This is a genomic window from Streptomyces sp. NPDC037083 (assembly GCF_055606485.1).
In genome coordinates this window covers 59,875-75,691 of the sequence record NZ_JBVJSQ010000020.1, presented here as the reverse complement: position 1 = coordinate 75,691, position 15,817 = coordinate 59,875, and the positions used below count along the sequence as shown (strand labels likewise).

At 69.2% G+C, this 15,817-nt stretch carries 17 protein-coding genes; 9 read left to right on the top strand and 8 right to left on the bottom strand.

From position 1 onward, the window contains the following. The first annotated feature begins 92 nt into the window (after window positions 1–92). Window positions 93–278: a hypothetical protein gene (locus tag ACZ7DE_RS37850; RefSeq protein WP_470768936.1), complete on the top strand. Its 186-nt coding sequence runs from the start codon at window positions 93–95 to the stop codon at window positions 276–278. A 50-nt stretch (window positions 279–328) separates the two neighbouring features. Here ACZ7DE_RS37850 and ACZ7DE_RS37845 read toward each other — a convergent pair whose 3' ends face one another. The 4 genes from ACZ7DE_RS37845 to ACZ7DE_RS37830 all read right to left on the bottom strand — a co-directional run bounded on the left by ACZ7DE_RS37845 (window position 329) and on the right by ACZ7DE_RS37830 (window position 5,015). Beyond that, a complete protein-coding gene (locus ACZ7DE_RS37845) occupies window positions 329–703 on the bottom strand; it encodes a fic family toxin-antitoxin system, toxin component (RefSeq protein ID WP_470768935.1) in 375 nt (124 codons plus the stop codon). 16 nt (window positions 704–719) lie between these two features. Then, window positions 720–953 (bottom strand): hypothetical protein, encoded by a 234-nt coding sequence (locus ACZ7DE_RS37840; RefSeq protein ID WP_470768934.1) that lies wholly within the window; start codon window positions 951–953, stop codon window positions 720–722. Window positions 954–1,669: 716 nt separating this feature from the next. Next, the gene (locus tag ACZ7DE_RS37835; protein ID WP_470768933.1) at window positions 1,670–2,350 is read right to left on the bottom strand and encodes a hypothetical protein; all 681 of its coding nucleotides are present in this window, start codon (window positions 2,348–2,350) and stop codon (window positions 1,670–1,672) included. 388 nt (window positions 2,351–2,738) lie between these two features. Further along, window positions 2,739–5,015 (bottom strand): hypothetical protein, encoded by a 2,277-nt coding sequence (locus ACZ7DE_RS37830; RefSeq protein WP_470768932.1) that lies wholly within the window; start codon window positions 5,013–5,015, stop codon window positions 2,739–2,741. A 944-nt stretch (window positions 5,016–5,959) separates the two neighbouring features. Here ACZ7DE_RS37830 and ACZ7DE_RS37825 point away from each other — a divergent pair. Beyond that, a complete protein-coding gene (locus tag ACZ7DE_RS37825) occupies window positions 5,960–6,607 on the top strand; it encodes a hypothetical protein (RefSeq protein ID WP_470768931.1) in 648 nt (215 codons plus the stop codon). On the opposite strand, the gene ACZ7DE_RS37820 is transcribed toward ACZ7DE_RS37825, so the two are convergent. From ACZ7DE_RS37820 to ACZ7DE_RS37805, 4 genes are all read right to left on the bottom strand, one after another. After that, window positions 6,565–7,491, bottom strand: a complete 927-nt coding sequence (locus tag ACZ7DE_RS37820; protein WP_470768930.1) for an FAD-dependent oxidoreductase — start codon at window positions 7,489–7,491, stop codon at window positions 6,565–6,567. The two genes, ACZ7DE_RS37825 and ACZ7DE_RS37820, sit on opposite strands and share 43 nt — an antisense overlap. Then, a complete protein-coding gene (locus tag ACZ7DE_RS37815; protein ID WP_470768929.1) occupies window positions 7,488–8,099 on the bottom strand; it encodes a cysteine hydrolase family protein in 612 nt (203 codons plus the stop codon). Before ACZ7DE_RS37815 ends, ACZ7DE_RS37820 begins: the two co-directional genes overlap by 4 nt. Further along, complete coding sequence (locus ACZ7DE_RS37810; RefSeq protein WP_470768928.1) at window positions 8,074–8,670, bottom strand: hypothetical protein; 597 nt, start codon at window positions 8,668–8,670, stop codon at window positions 8,074–8,076. Before ACZ7DE_RS37810 ends, ACZ7DE_RS37815 begins: the two co-directional genes overlap by 26 nt. Before the next feature lie 744 nt (window positions 8,671–9,414). Next, on the bottom strand, window positions 9,415–10,197 hold the full coding sequence (locus tag ACZ7DE_RS37805; RefSeq protein WP_470768927.1) for a GntR family transcriptional regulator: 783 nt from the start codon (window positions 10,195–10,197) through the stop codon (window positions 9,415–9,417). A 376-nt stretch (window positions 10,198–10,573) separates the two neighbouring features. On the opposite strand from ACZ7DE_RS37805, the gene ACZ7DE_RS37800 reads away from it, so the two are divergent. From ACZ7DE_RS37800 to ACZ7DE_RS37770, 7 genes are all read left to right on the top strand, one after another. Then, entirely contained in the window at window positions 10,574–11,221 is a 648-nt protein-coding gene (locus ACZ7DE_RS37800; RefSeq protein ID WP_470768926.1) for a hypothetical protein, read from the top strand. Between the two features lie 270 nt (window positions 11,222–11,491). After that, on the top strand, window positions 11,492–11,989 hold the full coding sequence (locus ACZ7DE_RS37795; RefSeq protein ID WP_470768925.1) for an ATP-binding protein: 498 nt from the start codon (window positions 11,492–11,494) through the stop codon (window positions 11,987–11,989). A 213-nt stretch (window positions 11,990–12,202) separates the two neighbouring features. Continuing rightward, window positions 12,203–12,490, top strand: coding sequence for a WhiB family transcriptional regulator (locus tag ACZ7DE_RS37790; protein WP_470768964.1), 288 nt, complete (start codon window positions 12,203–12,205; stop codon window positions 12,488–12,490). A gap of 75 nt (window positions 12,491–12,565) precedes the next feature. Beyond that, complete coding sequence (locus tag ACZ7DE_RS37785) at window positions 12,566–12,742, top strand: hypothetical protein (RefSeq protein WP_470768924.1); 177 nt, start codon at window positions 12,566–12,568, stop codon at window positions 12,740–12,742. Between the two features lie 205 nt (window positions 12,743–12,947). Then, window positions 12,948–13,139 (top strand): DUF5999 family protein, encoded by a 192-nt coding sequence (locus tag ACZ7DE_RS37780; protein ID WP_470768963.1) that lies wholly within the window; start codon window positions 12,948–12,950, stop codon window positions 13,137–13,139. Window positions 13,140–13,244: 105 nt separating this feature from the next. Continuing rightward, the gene (locus ACZ7DE_RS37775) at window positions 13,245–13,430 is read left to right on the top strand and encodes a hypothetical protein (protein WP_470768923.1); all 186 of its coding nucleotides are present in this window, start codon (window positions 13,245–13,247) and stop codon (window positions 13,428–13,430) included. An 88-nt stretch (window positions 13,431–13,518) separates the two neighbouring features. Further along, on the top strand, window positions 13,519–15,729 hold the full coding sequence (locus tag ACZ7DE_RS37770) for a hypothetical protein (protein ID WP_470768922.1): 2,211 nt from the start codon (window positions 13,519–13,521) through the stop codon (window positions 15,727–15,729). Window positions 15,730–15,817: the final 88 nt, after the last annotated feature.

The window sequence follows — 15,817 nt, the reverse complement described above, 5'->3', positions numbered from 1 at the left end:
GTGCCGGACGTTGCGCCGAGTTCAGGCCCCACAATCGGCATGGAAGAGAGCGCGAGCGGGGCGTTGTCAGTGCCGACGGCGATGATGACCGCATGACGATCACGATGCAGAACTTCACGCTCACCTGGATCGACCCGGACGGCACCCCGCACTCCTCCGCCGTCGCCTATGACCAGCCGAGCGCCGGGAGACGTAAGCGAGGACTCGAAGACGCTGGATGCAGTGACGTGCAGATCGTGGAGACCAAGCCGGGCCAGCTGCGCGAAGCGGTGGCATGACTCCTGCCCCGGGCGGAGATCCCATGGTCTCTCCCGTACCGAGCCTGGGTTCAGGCCCGCTCGGTCCACTCCCTGAGCGTGTCGGCGAGGGCCCGTATGTCAACGTCCCCGGCCGTCACCTGCTCGGCCAGGTCAGCTGCCTCCTTGGCCGCAAACCGGGCCGGCCGGCCGCTGGCGTGCAGGTAGCCAGCCGCGACGGTGATGCCGAACAGGGCGTTGCTGTGCTGCAGCGCCGGGACGCGGCACAGCGAGTGGAACAGCGCGGCGGCGCGATGGTGGGGCTGGTCGTAGACAAGGCCGTCCATCACACGGAAACAGTGCCGGGCGCGGGCAGCCTCGAGGGCTCCCCAATCCGTCACGTCCGGGTCGCCCAGCTGAGTACGGGCAAGCTCCAGCAGCCATGGAAGATCAATGGTCAGGTCCACTGCGGCAGGTCCATCCTCACGCAGCGGTAGCGCTGGGCCCGGGCTGCGGGCCGAACCGGCTGGCGAACTCCTCGCGCATTCCCGGCGTGGCCAGGAACTCGGCGCAGCCCTGAAGGAACCGCGCCTTGTTCAGGCCGTCGGCCAGGACGCGGCTGGCGTACACATCCGGATCCTCGTGCCGCTGGTGCGCCTCGCGCTTCAGCTGCTCGTACTGCTCTTCATCGATCTCGATGCGGATTTCCCTGGCCATGCCCACCAAGGTAGCCGTCCCCAGGCTCCGACGGGGAGGGATGAGCGGAGTGGGGCGTTCGGCAAGAAGCGACAGCGTTGTGGCCCCAACATCGGCACGGGGCCAGATTCCTCACGGACGGTTGCTAGGCGCTGATCTTGCTCTTCGACGCGAGCGGGCTGGAGTGATGCCCTTTCGGGCGTGCGGAGAGTGCACCGAGCAGGCCCGATGGGTGCAAGCCTTCCATCGCCAGGTATCTCAGTCCGCGGCGATACGCGTCTTGGTTGAGCCAAGCGCTGAAGTGGTCGCTCGACCACTAGAGCGTGACTGGCCACCCCGCGGCACGTGTCAAGGAGTCTCTGCAGCTCGTGGGGGGATGGGATCTGTTCGCCCGAGGGGACCGCGAGCAGGCAGGAGCTACGCTCCATGCGTGGCGAACCGGCACGCCGGAGTAGGTCCCGCAGTCGCTTCGGCCGGAAGTGGATACCTCCCTCGTGCATGATCGTCATTGGGGTGCATGTACCGCATGGCGAGCAGGCTGGTGCGGTGGCCGGCGTGGTGGACCGGGCGCGACAGATCGTGAAGAGGTACGCGCCGCTCAAAATCGCCCGGCGGCAGGTCAGGTACCAGCTCGCCTCCGAGGGCGTCCTGCCGCGCGCGCCGCCGTGTACCGCCGCCTGTCGTCGCATGCCCCGGCCTGATCAGCGGGCAGGCCGTAGGGGCCATGCCTGCTTAGTTCAGGTCGTCCCGCCGCCGCGTCCTGCCTCGCACACGCCCCGGACGGCGTCGCGAATGTCGAGGACCGTCACCCCGTCGATCTTCTCGATCCCGCCGGATCCGAAGCGGACCCAGAGCGGGTGGGCGCCGGCGTCGCGGGCGAAGGCGAGCTTCTGTGCGGAGGCCGCGTTCGGGGCGGAGTCGATCTCCAAGACGATGTCCGGGATGCCGGGCATCCAGATCACCACGTCGAGCCGCCCATACCGGCTCTTGCCAGCCGGCACTACGGGCACCCTCAGCTCTCGGTAGGTGCGCGTGTATGGGGCGATCGGCGCGAACACCTCGTCGTCGGTCATGGACAGCACGGCCCGGGTGAGGCTGCGGGTGATCTCGGCGGTCGTGGGGGCCGGGTGGCCGTTGCCCCGGTTCTCGGCCACTGCCTGCGCGGTGCCTTGGGCCCAGTCGGCGAGGACCTCTCCCAGCAGGAACGCGATGTTCTCCAGGTCGTCGGCGGGCACGGGTCGGGGGAGGCGTCCGGTGAGCTGGTGGAGCCAGCCCTCGGCCCAGTGCGCCTGGTCGACCAGCCGCAGCACGCCCTCGGCCGCCGCTGCGCGGCCGGCGGTCTCCTTCGTCGGCAGCAGTGTCGCGGCGGCGGCCGTCACCATTGCGAGCACCCGGTCAGGTTCACCGTCCTTTCCCATGATCTCCTCGGCGGCGATGGCGCCTTGGAGGTACTTGGCTGCCCACCACCGCCACTCGGTCAGCAGCGGCGCTGGGACGTCGGCGGCGACGGGTACGGCGTCCAGCAGCTCGGCCGCGCGGCCGGCGGCGGCCTTCGCCGCGGCGGACAGCTCAACCGGCCCGCCGATGTGCTGCCGTCACCAGCCGGGCATCGGTGCCGGGCCCCTCGGGCATACACGGCCGAGGCGCACCGCTGGCAGCGTTTGTAGTTGCGGCCGCCCTTCGGCCCGGTCCTCTCGGCGATCCAGGCCAGGGGCCGGTGGGTGCCTAGCAGGCACCCACCGGCCCCTGTGCTGCACCAGTGGCGAGGCGGCAGCGACCGGGACGTCGCCGGCTGAGCCACCATAGTTACGCCGCCGCATCCACCAGCACCGCGCCCGCGGGGGAAGGTGCCACGGCCACGTGCTGGCGGGCAGCGTGCAGTTGGCCCAGGCGCTGGCGGAGGAGGAATTCGGCGGTGCGGCGGCCCGCCGCGTCCGCGGCCTCCTCGGCAGCAGCCTCGGCGCCTCGGCCTCGGCCTCGGCCCTGGCGCCGAAGGCACGCCTCGTACGCCGCGTCGGCCTCCGTCACCGCCTCCTGCGAACCGAGCAGTCGACGCAGCGCGGCCGCGCGCCGCTCGTCCAGGATCTGCTGCGCCACCTGCGGCGACGTGAACGCTGCCCAAGCCGGATCGGCGTCCGGGCCGCAGGCTCGCTCGCACGCCAAGGTCAGGAGCCTACGGGTGTCCGTCTCGCACTGCTGGGTGAGCTCGTCGACCGCGGCCGCGTCCAGGAGGTCAGCCCGCACGGCGACTGCGAGGTCGACCGCCTCCCGCACTAGTTCCTCGGTGCGCCGCCGGTAGGAGCACATCGGGCACAGGCCTGCGGATTCGGGCAGCCCGCAGTCCGCGCACGGCGCTTGCCTCCGGGCCAGTTCCGCGTCTTCCTCGAGGGCACGGCGCCGCGCGATCGCCTGCTGACGTTGCTCAACCTCGCGCTCGGCCCGGGCCCGGCGAATCTGCGCCCGCTGTTCCTCGAGGGCGGTTTCCTCGCGCAGGCGCCGCTCGGTCTCGGCACGGCGCGAGGCCGGATCACTGCACGGCATCTCGGCCTCGACCGCGGCTGCAACCCGGGCCCGCAGCGCGCGCCGTGTGTGGACGATGTTTCCACAGGTCGGGCAGTCGGTGCCGGTGTCCAGGCGGATGCCGTCGTCGCACCTCAGGTCTGGGCAGGCAGGGCGCTGGACCAGGCCCCGACCGAGCAGCCAGCCCATCGGATCGCGTACCAGGGCCTCTCCCCCGGCTTCCTCCAGCCGGTCGGTGAGCCGGGCCGCGAGCACGCGCGGTGCTGCCATCGGGTCCACGATCCCGGACAGGGCCCCAAGGGCCTGCTCAGCAGCGCGAACGGCAACGGTCTGCTGGCCGCGACGGAGCTGCCTCCACAGGTGGGCCACCGGAGCCAAAGCAACCTGCAAACGAAGATCGCCAAGGTCGTCAACCCGCTGTTGCTGCTGTCCATGAGCACCACCCACGACCGTCAGCCGCGAACGGCTCCCGGAACCCGCCGTCGGCAATCCCCCACCTGGGCACTCTCCCTGGTTTTCCCCGCGCAGCGGGCCATCCCCACCGATCGCGCGCTGGGACGAGGCATCCGCAGCCATCGCAGCCTGGCCCTCGTGCGCGTACGCGCTCTCCGGCTGACCACAGAACCCCGGATCGGCGTAGCCGGAAAACCCAAGACCATCAGCTACCTCAGAAGACACATCAGCCACAGAAGAGTGATCAGTGTGAAGGGATGCTGAATTCGCGAGGTCTCCCTCGTCAGCCCCGTACCGCTCACGCGCACCGCTGATCTGCGGTTTTGTCGGCGGAAGGAGGTCCTCACTAGGCCATGCCGTACCTGCGAGGTCTCCAACGAGGCCATCAGCAGCACCCGCGCTTCCCTGGCGTCCGCCGTGCGCGGCCGCAACCGCCGGCACCACCAGGCGCGCCGCCTGCCGCATGCCGGACACAGTCTGCCGCCGCGGGCGCTTCACCAGCCCGGCGCCCTCCAGCCTCTCCAACACCCGCTCCGCCTGCGACAACGAGCGCCCCAGCAGCCGGGCCAAAGTCGCTACCGGTCGGCCGTAGCGCTTATCGACCCGGCCACCGCACAGCCGCACCCGCCCCGTCTCCCCCGCCTCCAGCACCAGCAGCAGCAAAGCGAGCCGGTCCGTCGCAGCACCATGCCCCGTACGGGCACCCAGCAGCCCGGCCGGTGTCACCCGCCCATCCCGGTGCGCCCATCCCGGTGCCATCAGGGCCTCCATCAGCCGCAGCAGGGTGGCGAGCTCCGGCTTCGTCAACCGCAACGGATGCCCGACCTTGGTCTGGGCCTCCCACATCGGAAGGACACGGCAAGTCAGACCCCAGTCCTCGCCGAACTCGCCCGGCAGCGTGTCGACATCCACCACACCGGAACGGCGCAGGCCCGGCACGACCGCATGCCGAACCCTGGACACCGACAGCCCCAGCCACCGGCCCAGCTCACGAGCCCGGATCTCCACCACACCGGTCTCGGACGGCGTACGGGAAGCCAGCACCACCACCGCCAGCCGCACCGGGTCCGACGCTTCCTCAAGGCCCGGACTGTCCAGCAGCGTCCGCACGGCGGTCACCAAGCGGGAACGAGCCTCTTGGCCGAGCGCCATGGAATGCCCTGGACCGCGCTTCGCAGCCGGCTCTGCCATCTCCGGTACCGAGTGCAGCCAACGACGTCGCGGTGATCGTTGGCGGGTGGCGGGTACAGCCGTGGCGCTCACTTGGACGCCCCGGCGAACCGCGCACAGGTGGCGGCACTAGTCCGCTGGAACGGCGAAGTGGCCGGCCGAAGGGGCAACTGTGATCGGATAGACGGCACAAAGTGCGCCAACCGGGCATGGGTGGGCTGACAAAGGGCAGCAGCATGCTGCAACATAGGTCGTGCCTTCCTGGATGGTTCTGGAGGCATGAAAAAGGCGCCTTTGGCGCTGGTTCTGGGGAGAACCGAGTTCGACCCGACCGGACAGCTGCTAACTGCCTGGTCGACTCCTTCGGGAGGGCCTGCTAAGCCCACCCGGTGGCAGATGGGACGCCATCAGCCGAGGTGACTGCTAATCACCGAGGTGGCCGAGGCGTCCCGACGGCTCGAAGACCCGTTCAACGGGCGCCGCCGCAAACGACTACGACATCTCGCCCCCTTCCGGGGCAGAGGTGCACCCGCAGCCGGATCGGCGCGGGAAGACATCGAAGGCACCCAGCCGGAGCGACGTACGAGTCATCGCTGCCACGGCGAGTGCCTTGATGTGTGCCTGTTGGAGGGTACGGGTACCCTGCTTCATGTCGAGACCTTCCCTAGACAGGTCTGCGGCCGTGCCCCGGAGCTCCACCTCGCGGGGCTTAACCATGTTCATATGGATCTTATTCAGGGGACACGGTACCCCTCTGAGATCCCCCAGCGACACCCCGGAACCCCTCGTGTCGCCAGTGATCGAGAGCCTCTTGACGGAGCGCCAGAGCCTTCGGTCAGCTGCCCCGTTCCGCATCCCAGGCACCGCCCGGGCATGATGAGGGTATGCACGCGAAGCAGAAGCCCAGGCATGACGATCCCCTCGATGTGGAGACCTTCGCCCGCCCTGAGCAGCAGCGCCGCTACGTCGCGGCCATGTACCGCCTCGCCGCACAGCGTCGCAGCGGCGATCCGGTCCGCGTCTATGTCAGCGCCGCACCCAAGACCGTTAACGACGCTAACTGGCAGCGCTGGCTCAAGCGCATCACCGAGGACCTGCCCGACGGCGTTGAGCTCCTTCACTACGGTTCCAGCTTCGAGGGACGGCCTTACGCCTGGGACACGCTCGTCGACCAGCTCGACGGACTCGTCGTCATCGGAAGGCCCAAGCGGCTCGGCAGCCGTGTCCACGTCCTCGGACCCGTTGCTCGCCTCGAACTCCGCTCGCTGGTCGCGCAAAAGCCCGTTCTGCTCTTCACCCACAATCTCGGCCTCGTCCCCGTCGTCGACTGCAAGAGCCAGGTCTTGGCGCCGCCAGAGGCACCGCGGCTGAAGCTGATCGCCCCCAAGCGCTGGAGCCGCGACTCGGCCACGCTCCTGGCCGCCCTGGACGCTCTCAGGCCGGCCGACCACAACGGCCACGGACCGGAAGCGCACCGAGACAGAGCGGATCACCTGGCGGCTCCGTTCGTCGTCCGTAGCGCCATCTCGTAGTAGTAACCGAGTACGGCCTCGGCCCCTGACCCCTGGGCGGTTGCAATGCGCTGGAAGCGCGCAGACCGCAGGTCCCCCGCGACTCGGATTCGCCGGTGCTGCGGATTGGGCGGGCAGTATCCGTCCTCACCACAGACCAGCCCGGCCAAACCAGCTGGCTTGCTCCCGAGGTTGTTGAGCACCGCCGTAGCGGCGTAGACGGTCTTGATCCCGTCGTGGCCCTTGACCTCGATCGTCCAGCCATCGCCGTACGGGGGCCGGGAGATCGCTGCGTGCGACACAGGGACCAGTCGTACACGACCGTCGTTCTCGACCTCGGCTGCCTTGTATCCGTCGGCCGGTGGGCACAGCACATGCAGCGTCGGCGTCGAATCCGGGTGCGCTCGCAGCCAGGTCCCGAGTGGACGATCTGCACCGAGGACGTACGTACGACCCGTGAGCTCCTGCGGAGAGACTCGCCAGAGGGGGGAAGTCGAGAAGTCGGCGGGAGCGCTTATCCACTGCAGGTCGGACGGAGCCAACTCGGTCACACCAGTGGCTACCACGATGCACGCTGAAGTGAGGACGCGTCCGTCGGCAAGGGCGAGTTCGGCTCGGTCGTCATGCCCGCTGGCTTTCACCGCGTGCCCCTGCACGACCCTGCATCGGCCGGCCTTCTGTAGGCGCTGAAGATCTGCGGCCAGGGCCTCAGCCAGCTGAGGGCCGGTCGACCAGTTGCCCGATACGTTCTCCAAGGCGCTAACCCTGTGCAGCTTGCCGCCCACTGGGCCGGATTCCACCACAAGGGCCCGCAGGTTCAGGCTGGCCGCCATGAGCGCGGCTGCCACCCCGGCCGGCCCGGCGCCGACCACAAGTATGTCCGCGTCGTACGGCGATGCGTTCACGTCTGTGCCCCCTGGGCTCCACTGATTCGAGATAGGACGATTTCGCTAGTGATGAGCTGGGAGGTTCCAATGTTCCGCGCCGCGAGTAGCAGCGCGGCGTCGTGGTACTGAGCTCCGCCGCTGGAGGCGCAGGCGTCGATCACGATCCACGGTCGATAGCCGCTCTGGTAAGCAGCCACCGCGGAGTCGTACACGCATGCATCCGTGTCGATGCCGCACAGCACGAGATCGGTCCACCCTGAATTCCGGATGATCTCGGCACCCTCGGATGTGAAGACGGAGGACTGGGCCTTTTCGATGACTGCGGCGGCGTCATTGATGAAGGGAGCGAGCTCAGCGACGAGCGCCTGCTCCTCGGCCGTGCGCAGCCTCGTCCAGCCAGTGATCGTCTCGTACGGCGAGCCAAGTTCGTTGTGGAACCGCGTCAACACCACGGGAGCGCCAGCAGCCCGCCAACCCTCAGCGAGCCGCACGATCGCAGGGAGAACGCCACTACTGTGCCGGTTGACGAAGCCCTGCTGCACGTCGATGACCAGCAGCGCCGTCGAACGAGGTTCCACCCAGTCCGCCTTCCCATGACCGTCATTGAATGCTGTCCCGAAGGGCATCCTGGGCGGCACGCAGCCGATCAGGAAGTTCGCTAGTGGCGAGGATCGCCTCCCGCATCACCCGGTGCTGGGCCGTCTCGGTCGGCCGGGCCGTAGTAAGCCGGACGTACGCGCCGCGCAGGAAGCGCCACCCGTACTCCGCAGGCATTACCGGGTCCTTGCCTTCCTCGATCATGTGCAGGATGTGCGAGGACAAGGCCCACAGCGCTTGAACGTCCAGCTCTAGGGCAACGATCTGGCTCGTTGTCAGAGCACGCTCGTCCGGCTGCGGGTGGTAGGCCACCCCAGACCAGCCAGACACTCCGCGCGACGCGCCGCCGTCGAACGCTACAGCTTCTGGGTGCGCCCAGCCGTCGCGGAATTTGGCGTCCTCAACGCCTGCGCCTAGGGGCGTGATGTTCTCTGGGTCCTGGCGATTGACGAGCACGGAGGGCGTGGTCAGCAACTGCAACGCCGTGTCGAGCCCGGCCCCCGTCCAGGAGTGTTCACGTAGCTCGTAGACGGACAGCACGTACTGCGGGTCCGACGACGGCAAGTTGGGCTGTCCGTTGGCCCGGTGCTGTTCCAGCAAGTGAGCCAAGCGTTGCCCCACCCAAGATCGGTCCGTCAAGTAAGACCGGTAGCGCCAAACGGCCAACTCGGTGAGGGAAGCAACGGGTTGGTGTTCCTCCAAGTGCACGAGGGCGATTCCGCAGGCGTAGACGTGGACCGTCGACGTTCGCGCAGACGGGTGAGCAGCTGGCAAAACGCGCTGGTCAAGCCCCCCGGGTCCTGTCGGGCGGGGGGTTCCTGCTGCGTACAGTGAACTGAGTGGCTCCCCTAAGTACACGGGCAGGAACTTGTGTGAAATCACCGTGCAAGGCGCCGGCCGCGCGTCCGTCGCTGCGCCAATATGGTCCCCTCGCAGTGCCGCAAGCCGGACACGGAACGCTTCCTTCTCCTCCGGGGTGCACTGGGAGAGAGCCGTGTCCAGGATCTGAGCCATGCTCGGCCGGCAAACGCCAGACGGGTTCTCTGTCCAGTGCGAGACCGTGCGAGGGCTGATCCCAAGTCGCTGAGCGAACGCGCGGACGGACAGGCGCATCACCGACCGTAGGAGGAGCGCTTCCTCACCTGTCCACTGTTCCACGGCGATCACTACACACCTCCCGAACGGTTCCTGACCAGGCGACCTGGCGCGTATTGCGACGGTGAGTCGACACCGCTTCCACACAGGGGCATCTCACTCAACGGCATAGACCCGGAAGCTGGTGTTCGTTGATCCCGCCACCCAACTCGCTGGTCGGAGAAGCTCATGCGGAACGCCATACGGCTGTCAGATCGGCTCACGGTCGTCCTCGCTCAGTTCGGCGCTGGGGCTGCGGCTGATGGAGTAGCCGATCTCGAACTCTTCAGCGGACATGGCGGTGTCGTTGACTTCGACTACCCGCCCCCGGGGGGAGGTGGTCACTCTTACAACGCGAAGCAGGGGAACACCCACATCCGCGGGCAGGCCGAGCAGCTGGACCTCTTCCGGAGAGGGCATGCGCGCGCTCACCGACTCTGCCCACTGCAAAGGGCCGTGGCCCATTTCCTCCAGCCGGTCGTAGATGCCACCAGGACCTGTGTCGCGCTCGGCCAGTTGGGTTCCCCGGGCGATGTCTGCCGGGAGGTAGCTAGTGGCCAACTGCTTGGCCCTCTTCGTCTCCGGGTCGCCCATGACGCGGTTGCGGATAAGGACTTCGGCGCCCACGTCCACCCCCAGGACCGGGGCCAGGTCGACAGGAACCGTTCCCCAACGAACGGTTGGGGTCTGGACAGCAGCCCAGCTCTGGGCCGTGGGATCGAAGTAGTAGCCCAGCTGGTCGCGGTAGACCTGCCGCGACCTGGTAATCCTTCGTCTCTCGGGGCGCTCCCGCACGATCGTCCCGCGTCGGCGGATCGCGACGACCAGGCCTTCCTGCTCCAACAGCGCGATCGCGCTACGCACAGTCTGGTAGCCAGCGCCGTACTGCTCTTGAAGCTCCGTCAACATCGGCAGTTTCTCGCCCGGCTGGTACCGCCCCTCGATGATCTGTTGCCGCAGTTCAGCGGCGATATCGCGGTACGAGACGGGCATCGAGGTCACCTTTCCCCTGAGTTGACGTGGCCAAGTCTAGAGCTAGCCATATCAACCGGCCCTCGTGCGACATCAAGCATGTGCACCGAGTTATAGCTATCGCTATTGACATCGCACAAGAGGGCGGGGTCAAATAGCGATAGCCATAACGCTCTGTCGATGCGATGTGGCGTTGAGCTGCCCGGACCGCCGGGCTCACATCTGAATAGCTCGCTCGTGTCCGAGGTGACGAACCACGAGATCCCTCACCGAGCGGGAGCACCACCCCAACGCACGCGATGCGGTGTCCACGTGCTCAGGACTGGATATGCGCCCTGAGCTGCGGAGACTGCACCCGCTTCCCCTCATTCCGAAGCCGTTGCCCGTGGGAGTCTGCGTGAAGCCCGATACGTCCCGCCCTGCCCTGAAAATCAGCACGATCCCCGTGTTCAACGTCCAGTTACGCGAAGGCGAGCGCCGCTCCATCGTCTGCCCGGACTGCAACGAGTGGCACCCGCTGCGCCGCAACGTCATCTGGCCCCACCATCTGGAGCGCACCGAGCGCGGCAAGAACGGACGTCGCTGCCCGGGCAGCGCCCGCCGAGTCGAGATCGACGTGGACCTCGCTGAATGGGGCCGCAAGGTTGCGGAAGCGGACGCCACTGTGACCGGGCGCCGCTCGAACCGGGTCAACCGGAAGCCGCGGACCGCGACCCCGCCGGCCGTCAGCCGTCTGGCGACGGCTCCCAAGGAACCGACGCTGCGAATGCCCGCCGTACTGGAACGGGCCCGCACCGCCGTTGCGCTTCACCGCGATGCCTGCGCGAAGTGCCAGAGCGGCGGCCGGTGCGAGACGGGTCGCGAACTGGAGGTTTGGCTTGGTGAGACGCAGGCCTCCTCCCGCTTTGAACTGGAGCAGAGGCAGCAGAAGGAGCAGCAGGCGGAGCGACTTGAGGCCCGCCAGCGTGCTGCGCAGTGGCGCCAGGTGCAGCGGGCTGTGACCCGTACGGACACCCAGCGCAGGGCGCAGGTCCCGCAGACCTGAACCCGATCCTGCGTTACCCGTGATCGCCGCCCGTGTGACGAGCGGCGATGGCGGAGGGCAGCAGGATCGCCCGCAAAACGATGACGGCCCCGGGATTGCGCCCCGGGGCCGTTGTCGGTCGCTGAGTTCATCGCGTGAGAGGAACACGACCTTGCTGAGGAACATGATGACATCCCGCGCGCCGCTTGGTGCGCAGGGGGACGAGCACCCGAGCCAGGAAGACGAGGCGCTGCGCCGGGCCAGGGAGCACGACCAGAGGGGTGGGACCCGGTGACGGTCACGGTCTTCGGTACCGGCACTCTGCACGCCGCGGCCGTGGACGAACGACTCGTGGTTCCCGACCCGGTGCCGGGTCTGATGTTGACCGAGCAGCGGCGCGGCTTCTGCGCTGAGATGACGGCCTCCCCGGAGGCCTTCAGCGCTGTTCGCGTGCTGACCCGCGCGGTGGCGACGACGTACGGCGCTGACCCGGGCCTCGCTGATTCCGCCGAACTCGTGGTGTCCGAGCTGATGGGCAACGTGCTGCGGGCCAGTTCGGAGAACGAGCCCGTCCTGCTGATCGCCGAGGTGTACGCCGTCCCGTCCGGCGTCGAGGTGATCGTTCACGACGCCGTGCCGGGTCAGCCGGACCGCCGCGACGTCGCCTTAGACAGCGCCGAGGCGATGTCCGGACGCGGTCTGCACCTGCTCGACCTGCTGACCGATCACTGGACGGTCGAGCCGTCGCCGTTCGGCAAGCAGATCAGGTGCCGCCTCCGGGCTGAGTAACACCAGCTGTCTTACGGGGCGGACGGTCGGAAGGTCAGCTTCTGCCACTGCAGCACCACCGCCCCAGGCGGAGCCGGAGATCACCGCGCCCAGCCGCCCCCATCCCCCCGCAGCCCCAGGGACTCCGCGTTCCTGGGGCTGCCCGCATCTGCGATCTCAACGGAGGACCCCATGCAGGACATTCAGGACCTCGTCAGCCTCTCCGCTGCCCACATGGCCGCCTCCGAGGCCGGCGTCGACTGGCGGCACCGCGCCGTTTGCCGGGAGGAAGACCCCGAGTTGTTCTTCCCGATCGGCAACACCGGTCCGGCGCTGCTGCAGATCGAGGAGGCCAAGGCGGTCTGCCGACGCTGCCCGGTCATGGAGCAGTGCCTGCAGTGGGCGCTGGAGTCCGGGGAGAGCGAGGGCGTCTGGGGCGGACTGTCCGAGGACGAACGGCGCTCGATGAAGCGCCGCGCCGCCCGTAGCCGGCTCCAGGCCAGTAAGGCGGCGACGGCATGACGGACGCCGACCAGAAGCGGCTGGAGGGCCCGGTCCGCCGGACCAACGAGCAGCACGACTTCGGCCGCGGCACCCATGGCTGAATCCCTGTACGACCGCTACATGAAGGCCGCGGCCGCCAACCGCGCGCACGGCGACACCTGCACCGGGTGCTCGCCGGACGCGCGATGCGGCACCGGCCAGCGCCTGTCCGAGTCGCTCGAACGGCTCCAGGACGCCTACCTCGCTCAGCAGAAGAAGACGCGAGGCTGACCCGCAGCGCGGGACCTGAATCCAACTTCGCGCTACACCGCGCTGTTCGACCAGGCCGCCCGCACGACGGGCGGCTGGCCTTTCGCACGCCTCCGGCCCGGGAAAGTCCCGGGCCCCGCTTCACCCGCCAGGAGAGCTCATGCAGCGCAGCACCCAGCTCAACACCGCGACGACCGCCACCGGCTCCACCCGGCTGCCGGACTCGCTGTGCAAGCACACCCCGAAGTGCCCGTCGGCCACCAGCTCGGACCGCGAGGCCGCGCACGTCGTGGCCAGCCACCCGGAGCAGGGCTGGAGCCTGCTGTGCAACGGCCTCCTGCTCTTCGAGGACACCGGCGAGCTGCTCCCCGACGGCCGGGATATCGCCCCGCGCCGGCCTCTCATGGCCACGGCCTGACGGCTGCCTGATCCGCCCGCACCGACCGCCCACCACCGTGGCGGCCGGTCGGGCGGTGACGGGGAGCCGGACAGTCCGGCCCACGTGAGCCGCCAAGGAGTTGCCGTGCGCTACAGCGCCCAGAGCACCACCCCCGCGATCAAGTTCCAACGGGGCCAGTTCGTCCTGTACCGCGACCCGGAGCTGTTCTGGACCGGGCAGGCCGGCCACACCAACACCGCTGGCGCGGCCGACGACATGACCGCGGCCGCCCTTGCCTGGCTCACCCAGCAGCATGCGACCGCCAACTAGCGGCCGGAGCTGCTCGCCCAGCGCGACTGACCGAACCACCCGTGAACCGCCGCCCACCCGGGCGGCACCCGATCTGGAAGGAGGCGGCGTGGCCGCCACACGAACCGCCCGCAAGAGGAGCCCCGCCCGCAAGAAGCCGGCGGCGACCCGTCCAGCTTCGCAGCCCACCGCCTCTCCCACCCCCGACGCCTCCCCGGCCCCGGCCGGGACCACGAAGACGGAGACGGAGGCCGTCGACTTCGAGGCGCTGGCCCGCGTCGCGGACGCCCGGGACCGGGCCGCCGACGTCATCGACACCGCGCGCGAGCAGGCCGCCGCCCTCCAGGCGGAAGCCGAGAGGGCGGCCGCGCGCACCGTCGCCGACACCCACGAGCAGGTCACCGTGCTGATGACCGCGGCGCAGACCCGCGCCGCGGGCATCACCGCCGACGCCGACCAGGCGGCCACCGCCCAGCGCGCGGTGGCATCGAGCGACCTGGAGGCGGCGCGCGGCGAGGCCGACCGGCTCCTGGCGGAAGCCCGCGACCATGCCGAGAGGCTGGTGACGGAGGCCCGCGCGCAGGTCGCCGACCTGACCGAACTGGCCGCCACCGACCGCGAAGCGACCGGCAAGGCGGTTGCCGAGCTGCGCCGTCTGGCGGAGGCCGACCTCGCCGAGATCGGCGCCCTGGTCGACCAGCGCCGCATCGAGGCCGGCCAGATCCTGACCCGCGCCCAGGAGCAGGCCGACGAACTGGTCGCCGCGGCGCAGCGGGAGGTCGACCAGGCCCGCGAGCGGTTCGCCCAGCTCGCAGCGAAGGCGGCTGAGCAGTACGACGGCCGCCGGGCGGAGGCGGAGGCGCTGTACGCGGACGCGGTCGAGGCCGCCGCCGAACGGCGCCGCGAGGCCGATGCTCACGTCGCTGCCGCGCACACCGAGGCGGAGCAGACCCGCACCGAGCTTCGCGAGAAGCTGCGCGAGCTCACCGACCAGTTCGACACGGAGGCCGCCGCCAAGCGCAAGGCCCTCGCCGACGAACTCGCCGGGCTCAAGGCCGCTTGCGACAAGCAGCGCGAGCGGCTGCGGGAGGAAGCCAAGACCGTCGCGGCGCAGCTGCGCGAGGCCGCCCAGAAGGAAGCGAGCCGCATCACCACCGAGGCGGAGCGCAAGGCGAAGGGCATCACCGACCGGGCGCAGGCCGATGAGGCCCGCGCCCGCCGGCTGCTCGATGAGGCCCGCGAGGCCAAGCGGGCCAACTCCCGCTGGCGCGGCTGGCAGCAGAACCTCAGCCGCAAGGCGTGGAAGACCGCCCCGTGGATCGCGCTCGCCGCCGGCGTCGGGCTCGCCGCCTCCGGCGAGTACGAGCTGGCCCGCATGGTCGGCATCAACCAGTACGTCGCCCCGCTGCTGCCGGTCAGCATCGATGTCTACTGCGTCACCGCGTTCCGCGCCAAGAAGGACATCCCCTACGCGCTGCTGCTGATGGCGTCGGCGAACGTGACCTACCACCTGTCCGAGCAGGCCCACATCGTCAAGGAGGGCCAGTCGGCCCCGTGGCAGCTGACGACGTTCGTCGTGCTGATCTTCGTGGCCGTCATCTGGCGCGTCCACACCCTCATGCACAACGACGGTACGGACAGCCACGGCGGTACGGCCGCTGCGGGCGGCCGTACCGGTACGGACAGCGGAAACGGAACGCCCGCCCGTACAGGTACACACCGGCGTACAGACGGTACGGACACCGTGCCGTCCAGCCGTACAGGGGCAGCCAGTCGCGACCCGTACGCCGCTCACGGCTCTGTACGGCCGGACGCTGCGGGCCCCGGACGGGACGGTACGGACCCTGTACACACCGTGGCCCACACGCCGCACGATGACGGAACCAAAGCGGTGCTGAACAGGGCGTACAGCCACCGTACAGACGGCGTACACACCACCCTGGAGGGGGCGGCGCGTACAGGTACGGCGGTGGCCGGGCGTACCGGTACGGCCAGCGCGGCCGTACAGGGACGCACCGGCACGGTCAGCGTCCGTACACAGCCCGACGACGGCGTACCAGCTGCCCGTACAGGTACGGCCACAGCGTCCTCTCCTGCAACCGGAACCACCACAACGGCCGGAGCGGACCGTACCGGTACGCCTGTACGGACGGACGCTGAACTCCTGCCGCTCGTACAGAACCTGCCGCGTGACGCGGACGGCTTCGTCACCCTCTACCAGGCCCGCACCAAGCTCTCCGTCAATCAGGCCCGCGCGGTACGGCTGCTCTCCCAGGCCGGCCTGCTGCGTCCCGAGGACGCCGACAAGTACCTGAAGTGATCCGCCGTCCGGCACACACCAGTGAGGGCCAGCCCGCGCTAATCGGGCTGGCCCTCGCCGCGACTGCCGGAAGCAGTCGACAGCCCCA